Here is a 14,807-nt window from a genome sequence, read left to right on the forward strand (position 1 = left end):
GGATGTTTTTATCTTACTTTTTTTCTGACAGCCATTTGGCAATAACAGCGGCTTCGTTATCCTCTACAAGCCCCTTTGGCATATTGCCGCGGCCGTTTTTAATAATGCTTTCAATTTTGTGTTCATCGTATTTGCCTCCGACCTCTTGGAGATTAGGTCCTGACACACCTTCTAAATCCTTGCCGTGGCAGCCTACGCAGCTTTGCTGATATAATTCTTCCCCTTCAGATGCAGTGGCTTCCGTCTTGCTGCCGGTGTCTGCCTTCTCTTCTTTTGCATCGTTTGATCCGCAGGCAGCCAACAGAACAGAAAGCGCAAATCCAATCATTAGTATCGATAACTTTGATTTCATGTTGAGAAGCACAACTCCTTTACGATCTCTTCCATATTATAACCTCGTTTAAGCGCGTTTGAAACCCTCGCCGAGCACCTCGCTCGCGTCTGCTACAATCACAAAAGCTGACTCATCAATCTGTTTAACGATTTGTTTCAATTTGGTGAATTCAGTTTGCCCAACCACGCACATTAAAATCGGACGGTCATCGTCAGTATATCCGCCGACTGCAGAAATTTTTGTCACGCCTCTGTCAATCTTCTGTAAGACAGCCTCCTTGACAGCCTGCTCCTGCTTTGTAATGATGAGTGCCATTTTTGAACGATTAAAGCCGACTTGCACAACATCAATGGTTTTGCTGGACACATAGACGCCAAGCATGGCATATAAGCCTTGCTCAATATTAAATACGATCATAGCCGTAACAACAATCATTCCGTCAATGATGGCGAGGCACTTCCCCAATGACAGACCGGAGTACTTATGAATGATCTGTGCAGCCAAGGCTGTACCTCCCGTCGAACCTTTCCCTAAGTACACAATACCAATTCCGATACCTATCCCGACACCGCCAAAAATCGCCGCCAAGAGTTCATGATGAGTGGCGGGCTGAATATCCCTTGTCAGAAACACTACTAGCGGCAAAAACACAGAACCTGCAAGCGTCTTTAGTCCAAATTTCCCGCCGAGCAAAATGACGCCAGCAATAAATAAAGGGATATTAATAATCCACTGTACATACGCTGCTTCAAAACCATATGATTGTAAAATCGTACTGATCCCGCTGACACCGCCGGCGGCAATCTTGTTCGGAAGCAAAAATACATTAAAGGACACGGCCGTAATCGCTGCTCCTAACAATATGTATACATAATCCCGCAAAATCCACAATGTTTTATTCCGTACGTCCATCATATATCCTCCGTTTCTTCCAATGCTCTCCGATAGCATTTTAATCCTTCCCTGATTAGATGTAAATAACACCCAAATACAGTGGTAATATGCTAAAGCAGCAGTGAAATCAAGGATATAAGGAATAAAAAAAACACACCCGTATGCATCAGGTGTGTTTTTCAGCTTATGAAAGCTTAGAACGCAGGTAGGCATCAATAAACGTATCAATGTCACCATCCATTACAGCTTGAACGTTCCCCATTTCTGTATTGGTCCGATGATCTTTTACCATGGAATACGGATGGAATACATAAGAACGGATTTGGCTGCCCCAGCCGATTTCTTTTTGTTCACCGCGAATTTCATCCAGCTCTGCCTGCTGCTCTTCAATTCTGCGCTGATACAGCTTGGCCTTCAGCATTTTCATGGCTCTTTCACGGTTTTTAATTTGTGAGCGCTCCGTTTGGCATGTCACAACTACGTTCGTCGGCAAGTGAGTAATCCGAACGGCTGAATCCGTCGTATTGACGTGCTGTCCGCCCGCGCCGCTTGCACGGTACGTGTCAACTTTAATATCCTCCGTACGAATATCAATATCAATTTCATCGTTAAATTCAGGCATGACTTCACATGAAACGAAAGATGTGTGGCGGCGGCCTGATGAATCAAATGGTGAGATCCGCACAAGACGATGGACACCTTTTTCTGCTTTGAGATACCCGTAAGCGTTGTGTCCTTTGATGAGCAATGTCACTGACTTGATTCCAGCCTCGTCACCTGGAAGGTAATCGAGTGTTTCTACTTTAAAGCCGCGGCGCTCTCCCCATCTTGTATACATTCTAAGAAGCATAGAGCCCCAGTCCTGTGACTCTGTACCGCCAGCACCAGGGTGCAGTTCTAAAATCGCGTTATTTTTATCATACGGCTCGCTGAGAAGAAGCTGAAGCTCAAACTCATTGAACTCTTTTGTTAATGATTTTAGTTCTTTTTCAAGCTCAAGCTGGAGATCAGTGTCCGGCTCTTCTTTCAAAAGATCATGAGTCATTTGTAATTCTTCGTGGGATTCATTCAATTTTTTATACGAATTGACATAATCCTTTAAACCGTTTGCTTCATTTATAACCGTTTGAGCTTTTTGCTGATCATTCCAGAATTCCGGATCAGCCATTTGTTCATCTAGCTCAGCAATGCGGGCCTCCTTTGATTCGAGGTCAAAGAGACCCCCTAAAGTCCGCTAAACGAGAAGCCATATTTTCGAGCTCTGCTCTGATTTCTGATAATTCCATTTCATTCACCTCATTAAAAGATCCGCAGGCGCCTGCAGGCGCCGCGGTCAGTAAACTTGCCGGGGCGAACTATTCAGTACGGCCGCAGCAATTTTTATATTTTTTCCCGCTTCCGCAGTGGCATGGGGCATTTCGTCCGATATCAACCACTTTGCGAACCGGTGCTTTCTTTGCTTTTTTGTTATCGTCGCCTTCTTGCGGCTGATGAGCTGTTGTTTGGCCTTGTACAACCTCTTCACGCTCCAGATTGTTTTCAATCTCAGCTTTCATCACAAATTTTGCGACTTCGTCCTCAATTGATTCAATCATATGCTCAAACATCGCAAAGCCTTCCATTTGATACTCACGAAGCGGGTTCGTCTGCGCATAAGCACGAAGGTGAATCCCTTGGCGGAGCTGATCCATCGCATCAATATGATCCATCCATTTAGAATCAACGGCACGAAGAACGATAACTTTTTCGAATTCGCGCATTTGCTCTTTGCCGAATTGCTCTTCCTTCTCATTATATTTTGTGATGATGCGATCCATAATGAGCTCAAGCATTTCATCCGGTTCTTTCCCGAAGATATCGCTCTTCTCAAGCGCACCTTCATCAAGATAAGTTGTGTTGATAAGATCAACTAGACCGTCAAGCTTCCACTCCTCAGGAAGCTCTTCTCTTGGCGTATAGGCTGCAATTGCGCGTTCGAGAGAAGACTTGATCATATTTTCAACGATTTCACGCAGGTTTTCAGAGTCAATGACTTCAAAGCGCTGCTTATAAATGACCTCACGCTGCTGGCGGAGAACATCATCATATTGCAGAAGCTGTTTACGCGAATCGAAGTTATTGCCTTCGACACGTTTTTGTGACGATTCAACCGCGCGAGATACCATTTTGCTTTGAATTGGAGTAGAGTCGTCCATGCCGAAGCGGTCAAGCATCGCCATTGTCCGCTCAGCTCCGAATCTGCGCATCAATTCATCTTCCATAGAAAGATAAAATTGAGTAATCCCCGGGTCTCCCTGACGTCCGGAACGACCTCGAAGCTGATTGTCAATCCGGCGTGATTCATGTCGTTCTGTTCCGACAACAGCGAGTCCGCCAAGCTCTTTTACACCTTCGCCAAGCTTAATGTCCGTTCCGCGCCCCGCCATGTTAGTCGCAATCGTAACTGCGCCTTTTTGGCCGGCCTCTTCAATGATCTGCGCTTCACGTTCATGGTTTTTGGCATTTAACACTTGATGCGGAATTCCTTTGTTTTTAAGCAGCTTAGAAATCAATTCAGATGTTTCAACGGCAACCGTACCGACGAGAACAGGCTGTCCCGTCATGTAACGCTGTGCGACATCCTCCGCAACTGCCTTAAACTTTCCTTCCATCGTGCGGTAAATTAAATCCGGGCGGTCATCACGGACAACAGGCCTGTTGGTAGGGATCGTTACAACCTGCATGTTGTAGATGTTGCGGAATTCTTCTTCCTCTGTCTTAGCTGTACCCGTCATACCGGCAAGTTTTTCGTACATCCGGAAGTAATTTTGGAACGTAATCGTCGCCAAGGTCATGCTTTCGTTTTGAATCTCAAGCCCTTCCTTCGCTTCAATCGCTTGGTGAAGCCCCTCACTGTAGCGGCGGCCTTTCATCAAACGTCCCGTGAAGGAATCAACAATAACAACCTGTCCGTCTTCCACTACATAGTCAACGTCCTTTTGCATCGCAACGTGAGCTTTTAAGGCCTGATTGATATGGTGGTTGAGCGCGACATGCTTCACATCAAAGAGGTTATCGATGCCGAATGCTTTTTCCGCCTTCGTCATTCCTTCTTCAGTAAGCTGTACAGCTTTTGTTTTGATGTCGTACGTGTAATCCTTCTCCGCTTTTAACATGCGGACAAAAGCATTTGCCTGTACGTACAGCTTAGTGGATTTTGCAGCTTGTCCAGAAATGATAAGCGGTGTTCTCGCTTCATCAATTAAAATAGAGTCAACTTCATCTATTACCGCAAAATGAAGCGGGCGCTGAACCATCTGCTCTTTATAAAGAACCATATTGTCACGCAAATAATCGAAGCCAAGCTCGTTGTTTGTGGAGTAAGTAATATCAGCGGCATAAGCTTCCCGTTTTTCGTCTTTTGACATTGAGTTTAAATTCAAACCGACAGTCAAACCGAGAAACTCAAAAATTTTCCCCATTTGCTCAGCGTCACGGCTTGCCAAGTATTCGTTGACAGTCACGACGTGTACGCCTTTACCTGTTAACGCATTTAAATAAACAGGCAGGGTAGACGTTAATGTTTTCCCTTCCCCTGTTTTCATTTCCGCTATATTTCCGTCATGAAGCGCCACGCCCCCCATGAGCTGGACTTTAAACGGAAACATGCCTGTTACGCGGCGTGAAGCTTCTCGAACAACAGCGAAAGCTTCAACAAGAAGATCATCCGTTGTCGCCCCTTTTTCAAGACGCTCTTTAAATTCAATTGTTTTATGTTTCAACGCGTCGTCAGAGAGATTTTCATAGTCTCCGCGAATCGCATCAATATCGTTAGCAATTTTTTCGTATCTATTCAGCGTACGTTTTGTTGGATCAAACATTTTATTTAAAATTCCAAGCATTTATAACGCTCCTCTATCATCACATGCCTATTTTAGAGGCATGTATAAATAATTTACTAGTCCATGTATACCTCTCATTATCATATCATACCTTTTGTTATTTCCAAAGAATTTGCAAATAAGAAAAACAAAAACCTTCCGCGGACATCACGGAAGGCTTCTCTTCATTATTCAGTCGGTTCAATTAAGCCATATTTCCCGTCATTTCTGCGGTACACGACATTTGTAAGGTTTGTTTCCGCATTTGTGAAAACAAAGAAATTATGGCCGAGCATATTCATTTGCAGGATCGCTTCTTCACTATCCATCGGCTTTAAATTAAAGCGTTTCTGACGGACGATATCCAAGCTCTCCTCCTCTTCTATGTCATCCTGAACCGCAATATCTGTATCAGAGCCAAGACCGTTTGCCAATAAATATTTTGGAGAGCCCTGCTCACGGAATTTACGGTTTACTTTCGTTTTATGCTTACGGATTTGACGTTCCAGTTTGTTTGTTGCGAGATCAATTGCGTTGTACATATCCTCGTTATGCACCTCGGACCGAAGCGCCAGATCTGTCATCGGAATCGTAACCTCAACCTTAGACTCCTTGTCATTGTAAAACTTCAAGTTGACGTTCACATCAGCATCCACGCTATGGTCAAAATAGCGCTCCAGCTTGCCGATCTTCCTCTCGACATGATCCTTTAACGCGGGTGTCACTTCAATATTTTCTCCTCTGATGTTATAGTTCATCAAAGAACGCCTCCCTTTTATTAAGGATATGTATCTATTTCTCTTTTACCCTTTACAATTCCTGCTGAAACATAAATCTTTTGTGAAAATTCAGTGAACTTTGTCGAATTTTGTTTGTATTTGCTCTGTTATTGGCGGTTCGGAGGTATATGTATATGCTGATTGAACGAAACAAATACCTCACACACGCCTAATTGATTAAAAAGGGTTCCATACATTGATGAATAGACAGCATCCATTTTCTATAATGAATCAGAAAATGTTCCTTTAAATACTCACAGAACTCATGAGAGGGAAAAGAGAAAGAGACCAATTGATCAAACTCCGCAAAAATTTGGTCAAATGCTTTCACACAAATTTCAGCACACCGCGAATCCATAATGAAGAGAAGTGTTGAATGTGTTGAATCCAAATAAAAAAAGGCTTGGATCAGATCTTGGTAGATCCGATCCCCTTCTGTTTTTGATAAATTCTCTTCAGCCTCTATCAAATAACACAACCCTTCTTCAATGGTAAAAAGAAGATGATAATAAGCTGATAAAAGCGTATAATCTTCAATGCTCTTCAAGGCACTCACCTATTTACGCTTGTCATAATATGTGCCGTCAATCGTAATGTTGTTATAAGGGTTTAAATAAGTCGTATGCATCACACGTTTTCTTTTCATCTGCTGAAGTTCTGTTGCGATTGACTGCTTCAGTCTTTCCATTTCCTTCACAATCAGCTGATCCCATGTCAAAATAAGTTTCATCTGCTTTCGCTCTTCTTCTGAAAGCGGCAGAGATATCTCCTGAATCAGTTCAGACCGTGTAGCCACAAAGTCTTCAATTTGCTTTAAAAGTTCATCGCTTTCCGGCGTATTTTGTATGTGTGACAGCATACTCTTCGTCTCAGTGTATAGTTGATCTATATTATTCATGCGATCCCGCCTGATCCGTGCCGGTCCTTCCGTTCACTTTGAATGGCTTGTTTCCAAGCATCGCGAAAATCTGTTACATAACCTTCAACCTCAGCCAGCATGCCCGTATCATTTTTGATATTTGCCTGTACCAATCTGCGATACATATAATCGTACATCGCACCCATAGAAGCGGAAAGCTCTATGTTACGGTTAAGTGTAAAATTTAATTCCTGAATAATATTTTGCGCTTTAATCAGATTTTCATTTTTACGTTCCATATCATCATTCTCAATGGCCTGAGCGGCAAGTCTTATAAATTTCAAACAGCCATTATACAGCATAAGCGTCAGCTCACCGGGTGTAGCCGTATTCACTGAATTTTGCTGATAGGCTGTATAAGGATTTTGGATCGCCATGTGTCATCCTCCAAATTACATTTATTGTACAAGAAGCTGTGATAAATAGGACGCTTGTTCGTTCATTTTTTGAATCGCAGAATCCATTGCACTGAATTTTGTATAATAGCGGTTTTCTATTGTGGTCAACCGGTCCTGCATTTTGGTAATATCTGTGCTGATCGTGTTTAAATTTTTACCGATTGAATAATCATTGGTTCCCATTGTCGAGTTGCCGGCTTTTGCTTCAATGCTCTTCACCGTACTTTTCAGGGTGTCACCGATGCGTTTCATAATCCCTTTATCACTATAGGCGCTGCTGTTCGATCCACTTGTAAATAAAGCGGCAACGCTTTGCGGATCTTCTTGTATTTTGGCTTTCAGTTTGTCTTCATTAATCTCTAAATGCCCCCGCATTTGGTAAGCACTTGAGGTTGTTATGCCAAATTCTGTCAATTGATAGGTTTTCCCATCCGCATTAACTTGAGTATAAAAGTCAGTCCGCATTTGGTTCGTGCCGGTGCTGATGCTGGAATCATTTCTAAGCAATCCGCTTTTCGCCTTCTCCTCCCAGAGCTCTACCTCTTTATCGGACATGGCTTCTTTTTGTTCACTTGTCAACGGAGTATAGTCTCGGTATTTTTCTTCTTTCAGCTTTTCATTCAGGCTGTCAACCATTTCATTGTATTTATCTACAAACTCTTTGATTTGGTTATAAATCCCGTCAACATCAGTAGAAACAGATGTGGTAACAGGGCCTGTGGCTGCAGTTGTATTTTTAATCGAGTAAGTAACACCATTCACCGTGAAATTGTTTGTCAGCTTCTCCATTTCAAAGCCGTTGATTGTGACTTTGGCATTTGTGCCTTCTTTGTAAGCAGTGAGCTTATTATCAGCATCCAAAGAAAAACCAAGCTGACCGGACATAAAGTCAGCTGTAGCAGAGTCTGCTGCCTGTATACTGCCCCCTGCACCTGTTGCTTTAGAAGAAAACGCAATGGTTTCTACGTACTCTGTACCATTCCAAATTTTATCTTTAAAAGCTGATACTCCTAGATCTGAGCTGTTAAGTTTAGAAATCACATTATCAATCGTATCGGCGCTCGTCACACTAATGTTCACTGTTTTTGCCGTTGTCTCACCAGGCGCAACAACGTTAAATGCCAAATTATAATCGCCTTGTGTATAACCCGTATAATTGTTTGCCTTATACGTTGCTGCGGTTGCCAAGCTCGCCACTTCAACAGTAGAAGAAGAGTTTGGTGCACTTGCGCTTCCTGTAGCAGTTAACACAGACTCATTAGAGCTTGTCACAGTTTTGCTCTGAAACGTACTCGGATATGTCAGCTTATTATTAGACATATAGTCTTGCAATTCTTTTATTTTTGTATTGACTTCACGATAGCTGTCACGCTGCCATTCAAGAGTCTGCTTTTTTTGCTTCAGCTTATCAAGCGGCGCTCTCTCTGTCTGCATCAGCTTTGATACAATATCATCTATATCCATTCCTGACGCCAGACCTGTTATTCTTGTGACCATCTCAAACCACTCCTATTCTACTTTTTTTCATCTACAAATAACCCGAGAAATTCAGTCATAGCCGCATAAAAATCAAGCCACCGTTTTGGTGGAATTTCGCGGATCACTTCATTTGTAGAGTCCTCTATTACTTTTACATAGTATTCATTTAACTTCTCATGAAGCTCAAACTTCAGGTGAACTTGCGAAGGTTCCAAAAGCTTGTTCATTTCCCCCACCATTTCAGCAAGATTGGTATATGAAACTTGATGAACAGGAACCTCGTTATCATTATCTTTCTGATTATGTATTTGAGTATCATAACGATCCCAAACAGGTTGTAACGTAGTGAGCCTTTCAATGTTCAATTGATCATCCCCTATGCCCCAATCTATCGTTTATATCGACTAAATTGAGATAAGATTACACATATTTTTGGAAAAAAAATCTTCTGTTTTAGATTTCTTGTTTGGAAATACATTTATAAAAAGTTAGTGGAGAATCCGGTTATTATATCACGAGTTAATGACAGCAAGGGGGAAGTATTCGGAGCTAGAAATATTAAATAAAAGACCTTGGCGTTGCCAAGGTCTTTTTTAAAATTAACGTAATAATTGAAGTACGTTTTGCGGTTGTTGGTTTGCTTGAGCCAGCATCGCTTGAGAAGCCTGAGAAAGAATGTTGTTCTTTGTGAACTCACTCATTTCTTTCGCCATGTCAACGTCACGGATACGAGACTCAGCAGCAGTCAGGTTTTCACCAGAAGCGCTCAAGTTATTGATTGTGTGCTCAAGACGGTTTTGTACCGCACCAAGTTTAGCACGTTGAGTTGATACTGCGTTAATAGCCTCATCAATACCTTTTAGTTGATTGTCAAAAGAAGTAGTAGCAAAATCTGTTACGTCAAGTTTATCAACTGTAACAGTAGTACCTAGAGCAGCTGCTCCCATGTCAGCGATTTTAACGTTAAGCTGTTGGCCTGCATTTGCACCAATTTGGAATGTAAATCCAGTAGTAGCGGAAGATCCGTCTAATAACTTTTTACCGTTAAATTCAGTGCGATCGGAAATGCCATCAACTTCCTCAATAAGCGCATCCATTTCATCTTTAATTGCACCAAGATCTTCTGCTTGTTGTGTACCTGTGTTTCCTGCTTGAACAGTAAGTTCACGCATACGTTGAAGAATCGCATGAGTTTCAGTCAATGCACCCTCAGCTGTTTGGATAAGAGAGATTCCGTCTTGAGAGTTTTTAGAAGCCATTTCAAGACCTCTGATTTGTCCTCTCATTTTTTCAGAGATCGCAAGACCTGCTGCGTCATCTCCCGCACGGTTGATACGAAGACCTGAAGAAAGTTTCTCCATGTTTTTTTGTGATGCACCGTTGTTTGAAGACAAACGGTTCAGTGTGTTAAGCGCTGCGATATTGTGGTTAATTCTCATTGTTTTGTTCCTCCCTGAATATGTTGTTAAGGCACGTCCTTGTGCCCTTATTTTGTAACTGGCGGAGTCTTTTGCGCCTCCTCCCGGCTACATCATTAATATCGGATTGTCTCTGATTTTGTTAATACAAAAATAAAAAAATCCTCACTTTTTTTGTGAGGATAATGCGGAGATCACATCGCTGGATAACGCTGCTGCACGGTTATTTTCTTCCTGAATGGTCAAGTAAATTTCTTTCCTGTGAATATCAATATGCTTTGGGGCGTCAATTCCAAGCTTCACTTGATCCCCCTCAACCGCAATCACTTTCACTTCAATATCAGCACCTATTTGAATCGCTTCGTTTATTTTCCGCGATAAAACTAGCATGATTCTCCTCCAATCGGATGCTTTGTCGTATATGAGGAGTCGTGTAAAACGACTTGCTTAGCCATCATGTTCTTGCGATTCACAATAATGGGAGCCAATAAATTAGCAGTAGATTTTTCGAATGGCTCTGCCATGGTCAATATTGTCATGACTTCTACGTCTTGAATATTATCGATATCCAAAAGTTCAGCAGTTGATTCATCAAGGTCAAATTCATAATTCTTAAAAAAGATAAACGGACTTACAACGATGAACGCAAGATTTTCTGAAGTGACGGACTGCAGTGCCACGAATGGAGAGTCTTCTGAAAGCGGAAGTATGACAAATTGTTTTTCTTCTAAAAAGCCTGGAATCCCGCTTTCAAAAAGAATGATTTGTTCTTCTTTTATGTTCATTTGGCCATGGTACTTCGTATGAATGATCATTGTTCACGATCCTTTTCTTTTTACTTTTCGGGTGATTCTTTCGGGTATTCTACATCTATATTTAAATCAGGGTATTGGAGCATGTCAACCTTAACATTTCCTGGCGTATATTCAACAATTGGCTTATGCGGCTCAGCCTGAATAACAGGCTTTCGCGGCGTAATCTGAACATCAAGCTGTGACGGAGTATATTGTATTTTCACCCTAGATAGAGAAGGAGCATAATTTTCGCCTAATTGAATTTGGTGCATCTCAGAGTTCCTCCTTGCTTGCGAAGCGATTGGGTTCCCTTTATTTTCAATTCTCATAAGCTCGTCGCCTTCTTCTGCCGTGCGCGCTATTCCCTTCATTACATCCTCATGCCCTTGTTGGGCGGCTTCTTCAATTCTCTTGAAAACATGCTTTCTGTCTAATTCTTCCCATGCTTGTGTCTGGTCAATCGTGAGTTTTCCAGGTGTCACCGATATTTCCATTTCCGCACTCGGCTGTTCGATCTCTAGATCAGCTTGAGGCTGCTCCATTTTTAAGCTGGCAGGCGTCGTTGTTAAACCAATTTTTCCTTGAACACTATGCATAATCAATCTGGGAATCTGCATCACTCTACCTCCTGAACTATAAAAAAAGCGAACTCCTAAGAGCCGCTTACTTTAAAAAGTCAATCAATGTAGGCTGAACAATTTGCGCATTAACGGCCAGAGTAGCCCTGTGCACACTTTGCTGCGCAATAAATTCAGTTATTACCTCTTCCAGTTCTACATCTTCATTGTCTGATAACACTTTGGTAGCTGTTTCTTCTTGCGCTGACAGTCTTGTATTAACCAGTTCAAGACGATTATATCTCGCTCCAAGATCAGATCGTTCAGCACTCATGCCGTCAGAAAAATGATCAATATCATCTAAAACATTGTCCATGCCATCTAGCGAACCAGAATTTAGTGCTTTCTCAAAAGAATCAAGCATTTCAAATACATTTTGCCCGCTTTCAGAAGTGCCTCCAAAAGCTGACTTTGGATCTGAATTCACTTTCAATGACATATTATTTGATATATTGACTACGACATCAGCTGTATCAGAAATTGTATAAGTTCCGTCTCCGTTATCTGTAACCGGAGGCTTATCTGAATTTGTGCCATTAAAGATATATCTGCCGTTCACTTGTGTATTCGCAATATTTAAAAGCTGTTCCTTTAACTGCTTTACCTCTACGCCAATCGCTTGCCGCTCCGACTCGCCGTTTGTATCATTTTGAGCTTCAACCGCTAATTCTCTGACCTTTGACAGGATGTCAATTCCTTCTGTAATGTTCGTTTCTGTGTTTTCGAGCCAGGTAAAGGCTTGAGAAGCATTGCTTTTGTACTGCTGCACTTGAGACAGTTGCGTATTATACTTTAAGCTTTTCATTGCTACTACAGGATCGTCGGAAGCTTTTGAGATTTTTTTCCCTGAAGAAATCTGCGACTGGAGTTTATCCAGCTTCGAGTAGCTCGAACCGATATATCTCAGTGAGTTTTGCTGTATCATGCCTTGTGTTACTCTCATGTGACTCTACCTACCTTCCTCCAACACCCATGCCGTTGATCACTTTATCAAGTAATTCGTCTTGTAAAGTCACCATTCTTGCAGCTGCATTGTATGCGTGTTGGAATTGAATCATATTCGTCATTTCTTCGTCTAAAGAAACTGCGCTCATTTGCTGACGGTTTATGTCAGCATCATTCAGCTGTGTTTCTGTATTAGACGCCAGTCGATTAGCCTCTTGAGCTTCGATCCCTAGCTCGCCAATCAGACCCGCATAATAATCTAAAATACTAGTTTCTTTACCGTTAATGGTTATTTTACCTGTTAAAACATTTGCTAATTTTGTAGCATTTGCGTTATCGTTGGCTGCACCAGTCAGTGAGAAAGCAATGTTTGCGCCTTTTGAATCTATTATGCTGTCAGCCACTTTGATCTTGCCCGCCGCGCCCTTGGCAGGTTCAGTTTCACCGCCAGTAAAATCAAAAAAGTCTCCGCCTTGTTCACCGCTCTTGGTCACACCATTTCTGTGCACTTCATTGAAAGCTTTCGCGAATTCAAGCGCCATATTGTCAAGATCAGAAAGCATTTCCGGGTATACGCCCTTTTCTTGGCCATCTGCTGTTATATACCCATAAGACTCTATAAATCCTAAAAGGGATCCCTTGCTGCTAAAGGACTCCGCCTGCACAGCTGTATCCCCGATTGAAATACTTGATACTAACCCAGTTTCATTATCATAGTTGGCTGCAAGTTCTGAAACCTCGTAATTTTTACCGTCCAAAACAGTTCCTAGCGACTGTTTATTTTTATCAAGGATTTCAATTGATACAGTTCCTTCAGCAGATGCAAGTGCATTCCCGCCTGATTTGTTGTAGCTGACTTTGATATCAACCATTGAGGATAATTTATCGATCAGCAAATCTCGCTGGTCATATAAACCATTCGGAAGAAGCCCGCCCGGCTCTACTTGTGCAATTTGCTTATTTAAACTGTTTAATTGAGAAAGCAGAGAATTGACATCCAACACAGTTGTATTTAGCTCTGCTTTTAAATTCGATTGGACATTTGTAAGTGATTCAGAAATATAATTAAACGTTTCAGCTACAGCTTGTCCTTTTCGAGCAACAACAGAACGTGCACTTTCTTCATTTGTATTATTCGATAATTCCTGCAGGGAATTCCAAAACGAATTGAGCACACTGTTCAAGCCGCTGTCATCCGTTTCATTTAAAACGCCTTCCATTTGGGACAGCGCTTTTGCCTTCGTGTCATAGTATCCGGCACTGTTGTTTTGAAGACGGTATTGGTAGTCAAGAAAGATATCTCTTATTCTCTCAACTGATTTTCCTTGAACGCCCGTACCCATTTGTCCCGCTGTTTTTTCTGCGTTTTTAGATACAGCAGGGAAATAGTCAGTTGCCTCCAATGAGACCCGCTGTCTTGTATAACCATCAGTATTGGCATTTGCCACGTTATTTGCAGTAGTGCTTAACGCTGCCTGCTGAGCGCTTAACGCCCGCCTTGCAGTTTCAAGCCCCATAAAGGTAGATGTCATTTTCTGAATTCCTTTCTGCTAAGCTTTTGAATCAAACAGTTTCATTTGGCTGCTTTTCGGCAGCTCAGCTTTAATTGATTTGCTGTAATTGAAGTTATTTTCCTTAGGAACCAGCATATCGTACGAAATAGAGATGAATTGCAGCGCGTCTCTTGTCAGCTGCCTATTCATCTCATTTACTTTTTTCAGACGTCCGAGAACTTGAGAAAGAGATTCGTATAATTGTTCCAGCTCTTCCTTTTCACTGCCTGAGGTTTTGGCGATACATGCGGAAATAGTATTATTTTCGCTATATCCGAGAAAGGCCGAAGTTGTTTTGATCCGGTCATCTTCTGTCTGCGTGATTGCTTGAATATATTTTTGCTCTTTTGTCAAAATGTTAGAAAGCTCTTTTGTTTTGCCGGCTTTGAGCGCTTCCGTCTTTTCTTCAGACAGCGTGAGCAGGTGCTCATGCAGAACGCAAAGTCGCTTCAATTGTTCAATAATTGCCTTCGCTGACATGGGCTTTCTCCTTTTTTACTGCTTTTTATAAAAATTAATTATATTTTTCGCGATATGATTTGCGTCTACTTTGTATGACCCGTTTTCAATTTGCGCTTTAAGCTGCGCAATTTTTTCCTGTCGTGAACCAGTGACTGCGTCGGATGCATGTTGCATTTCTTTAGCCTGTGATGAAATTTCAATTTTATCTTGAGGCTGTGCAGCAGTTTTTTGCACCGCTTGCTTATCATAATTTTTTTGATATGGATTAACGGATTGTGTTCCAAATTGATTGATTTTCATAGGATTCCTCTCGCTTTCCGTTGCAGTCTTTAAACAATCTTAACCCTTTTATCGA

Annotated in this window: 18 protein-coding genes; all 18 read right to left on the reverse strand. The window is 41.9% G+C overall.

What is annotated here, in order from left to right; translation table 11 throughout:
* Window positions 1-13 precede the first annotated feature (13 nt).
* The 18 genes from cccB to flgM all read right to left on the reverse strand — a co-directional run bounded on the left by cccB (window position 14) and on the right by flgM (window position 14,752).
* Window positions 14-352, reverse strand: coding sequence for a cytochrome c551 (cccB, locus tag NYE20_RS19220; RefSeq protein ID WP_021480707.1), 339 nt, complete (start codon window positions 350-352; stop codon window positions 14-16).
* A gap of 48 nt (window positions 353-400) precedes the next feature.
* The gene (locus NYE20_RS19225; RefSeq protein WP_015483762.1) at window positions 401-1,246 is read right to left on the reverse strand and encodes a YitT family protein; all 846 of its coding nucleotides are present in this window, start codon (window positions 1,244-1,246) and stop codon (window positions 401-403) included.
* A gap of 166 nt (window positions 1,247-1,412) precedes the next feature.
* Window positions 1,413-2,514 (reverse strand): peptide chain release factor 2 gene (prfB, locus tag NYE20_RS19230; protein WP_010886623.1). Its coding sequence is split into 2 segments (ribosomal slippage): window positions 1,413-2,441 and window positions 2,443-2,514, totalling 1,101 coding nucleotides; the frame shifts between segments, so codons are not numbered across the junction.
* Window positions 2,515-2,583: 69 nt separating this feature from the next.
* Window positions 2,584-5,109, reverse strand: a complete 2,526-nt coding sequence (gene secA / locus NYE20_RS19235) for a preprotein translocase subunit SecA (protein WP_161621182.1) — start codon at window positions 5,107-5,109, stop codon at window positions 2,584-2,586.
* 167 nt (window positions 5,110-5,276) lie between these two features.
* Complete coding sequence (gene hpf, locus NYE20_RS19240) at window positions 5,277-5,846, reverse strand: ribosome hibernation promotion factor (RefSeq protein ID WP_003228031.1); 570 nt, start codon at window positions 5,844-5,846, stop codon at window positions 5,277-5,279.
* Between the two features lie 190 nt (window positions 5,847-6,036).
* On the reverse strand, window positions 6,037-6,414 hold the full coding sequence (locus NYE20_RS19245; protein WP_003244377.1) for a hypothetical protein: 378 nt from the start codon (window positions 6,412-6,414) through the stop codon (window positions 6,037-6,039).
* Window positions 6,415-6,423: 9 nt separating this feature from the next.
* Window positions 6,424-6,765 (reverse strand): flagella biosynthesis regulatory protein FliT, encoded by a 342-nt coding sequence (gene fliT / locus NYE20_RS19250; protein ID WP_003242603.1) that lies wholly within the window; start codon window positions 6,763-6,765, stop codon window positions 6,424-6,426.
* Complete coding sequence (gene fliS / locus NYE20_RS19255; RefSeq protein WP_003243747.1) at window positions 6,762-7,163, reverse strand: flagellar export chaperone FliS; 402 nt, start codon at window positions 7,161-7,163, stop codon at window positions 6,762-6,764. Before fliS ends, fliT begins: the two co-directional genes overlap by 4 nt.
* Window positions 7,164-7,184: 21 nt before the next feature.
* Entirely contained in the window at window positions 7,185-8,681 is a 1,497-nt protein-coding gene (locus NYE20_RS19260) for a flagellar hook-associated protein 2 (protein WP_024571528.1), read from the reverse strand.
* 17 nt (window positions 8,682-8,698) lie between these two features.
* Window positions 8,699-9,028 (reverse strand): flagellar protein FlaG, encoded by a 330-nt coding sequence (flaG, locus tag NYE20_RS19265; RefSeq protein WP_021480710.1) that lies wholly within the window; start codon window positions 9,026-9,028, stop codon window positions 8,699-8,701.
* A 234-nt stretch (window positions 9,029-9,262) separates the two neighbouring features.
* Entirely contained in the window at window positions 9,263-10,102 is an 840-nt protein-coding gene (gene hag, locus NYE20_RS19270) for a flagellin Hag (protein WP_070547858.1), read from the reverse strand.
* 144 nt (window positions 10,103-10,246) lie between these two features.
* Entirely contained in the window at window positions 10,247-10,471 is a 225-nt protein-coding gene (csrA, locus tag NYE20_RS19275; RefSeq protein WP_003219727.1) for a carbon storage regulator CsrA, read from the reverse strand.
* Complete coding sequence (gene fliW / locus NYE20_RS19280; RefSeq protein WP_003228007.1) at window positions 10,465-10,896, reverse strand: flagellar assembly protein FliW; 432 nt, start codon at window positions 10,894-10,896, stop codon at window positions 10,465-10,467. Before fliW ends, csrA begins: the two co-directional genes overlap by 7 nt.
* Window positions 10,897-10,916: 20 nt before the next feature.
* Complete coding sequence (locus NYE20_RS19285) at window positions 10,917-11,492, reverse strand: DUF6470 family protein (protein ID WP_014481045.1); 576 nt, start codon at window positions 11,490-11,492, stop codon at window positions 10,917-10,919.
* Between the two features lie 46 nt (window positions 11,493-11,538).
* Window positions 11,539-12,435 carry a flagellar hook-associated protein FlgL gene (flgL, locus tag NYE20_RS19290; RefSeq protein ID WP_014478126.1) on the reverse strand — a complete coding sequence of 299 codons (897 nt, stop codon included), beginning with the start codon at window positions 12,433-12,435 and terminating at the stop codon, window positions 11,539-11,541.
* 10 nt (window positions 12,436-12,445) lie between these two features.
* The gene (gene flgK / locus NYE20_RS19295) at window positions 12,446-13,969 is read right to left on the reverse strand and encodes a flagellar hook-associated protein FlgK (protein WP_161621181.1); all 1,524 of its coding nucleotides are present in this window, start codon (window positions 13,967-13,969) and stop codon (window positions 12,446-12,448) included.
* 18 nt (window positions 13,970-13,987) lie between these two features.
* On the reverse strand, window positions 13,988-14,470 hold the full coding sequence (gene flgN / locus NYE20_RS19300) for a flagellar protein FlgN (RefSeq protein WP_014481048.1): 483 nt from the start codon (window positions 14,468-14,470) through the stop codon (window positions 13,988-13,990).
* A 15-nt stretch (window positions 14,471-14,485) separates the two neighbouring features.
* Window positions 14,486-14,752 (reverse strand): flagellar biosynthesis anti-sigma factor FlgM, encoded by a 267-nt coding sequence (gene flgM, locus NYE20_RS19305; RefSeq protein ID WP_014481049.1) that lies wholly within the window; start codon window positions 14,750-14,752, stop codon window positions 14,486-14,488.
* Window positions 14,753-14,807: the final 55 nt, after the last annotated feature.

It is taken from the genome of Bacillus sp. FSL R5-0416 (genome assembly GCF_037975425.1).
In the GTDB taxonomy this organism is placed as follows: Bacteria; Bacillota; Bacilli; order Bacillales; family Bacillaceae; genus Bacillus; species Bacillus subtilis.

Bases quoted from the DNA above. Each gene is read 5' to 3' on its own strand.
- cccB (WP_021480707.1), bottom strand. From the start codon at position 352: ATGAAATCAAAGTTATCGATACTAATGATTGGATTTGCGCTTTCTGTT.
- NYE20_RS19225 (WP_015483762.1), bottom strand. From the start codon at position 1,246: ATGGACGTACGGAATAAAACATTGTGGATTTTGCGGGATTATGTATAC.
- secA (WP_161621182.1), bottom strand. From the start codon at position 5,109: ATGCTTGGAATTTTAAATAAAATGTTTGATCCAACAAAACGTACGCTG.
- hpf (WP_003228031.1), bottom strand. From the start codon at position 5,846: ATGAACTATAACATCAGAGGAGAAAATATTGAAGTGACACCCGCGTTA.
- fliT (WP_003242603.1), bottom strand. From the start codon at position 6,765: ATGAATAATATAGATCAACTATACACTGAGACGAAGAGTATGCTGTCA.
- fliS (WP_003243747.1), bottom strand. From the start codon at position 7,163: ATGGCGATCCAAAATCCTTATACAGCCTATCAGCAAAATTCAGTGAAT.
- NYE20_RS19260 (WP_024571528.1), bottom strand. From the start codon at position 8,681: ATGGTCACAAGAATAACAGGTCTGGCGTCAGGAATGGATATAGATGAT.
- hag (WP_070547858.1), bottom strand. From the start codon at position 10,102: ATGAGAATTAACCACAATATCGCAGCGCTTAACACACTGAACCGTTTG.
- csrA (WP_003219727.1), bottom strand. From the start codon at position 10,471: ATGCTAGTTTTATCGCGGAAAATAAACGAAGCGATTCAAATAGGTGCT.
- fliW (WP_003228007.1), bottom strand. From the start codon at position 10,896: ATGATCATTCATACGAAGTACCATGGCCAAATGAACATAAAAGAAGAA.
- NYE20_RS19285 (WP_014481045.1), bottom strand. From the start codon at position 11,492: ATGCAGATTCCCAGATTGATTATGCATAGTGTTCAAGGAAAAATTGGT.
- flgL (WP_014478126.1), bottom strand. From the start codon at position 12,435: ATGAGAGTAACACAAGGCATGATACAGCAAAACTCACTGAGATATATC.
- flgK (WP_161621181.1), bottom strand. From the start codon at position 13,969: ATGACATCTACCTTTATGGGGCTTGAAACTGCAAGGCGGGCGTTAAGC.
- flgN (WP_014481048.1), bottom strand. From the start codon at position 14,470: ATGTCAGCGAAGGCAATTATTGAACAATTGAAGCGACTTTGCGTTCTG.
- flgM (WP_014481049.1), bottom strand. From the start codon at position 14,752: ATGAAAATCAATCAATTTGGAACACAATCCGTTAATCCATATCAAAAA.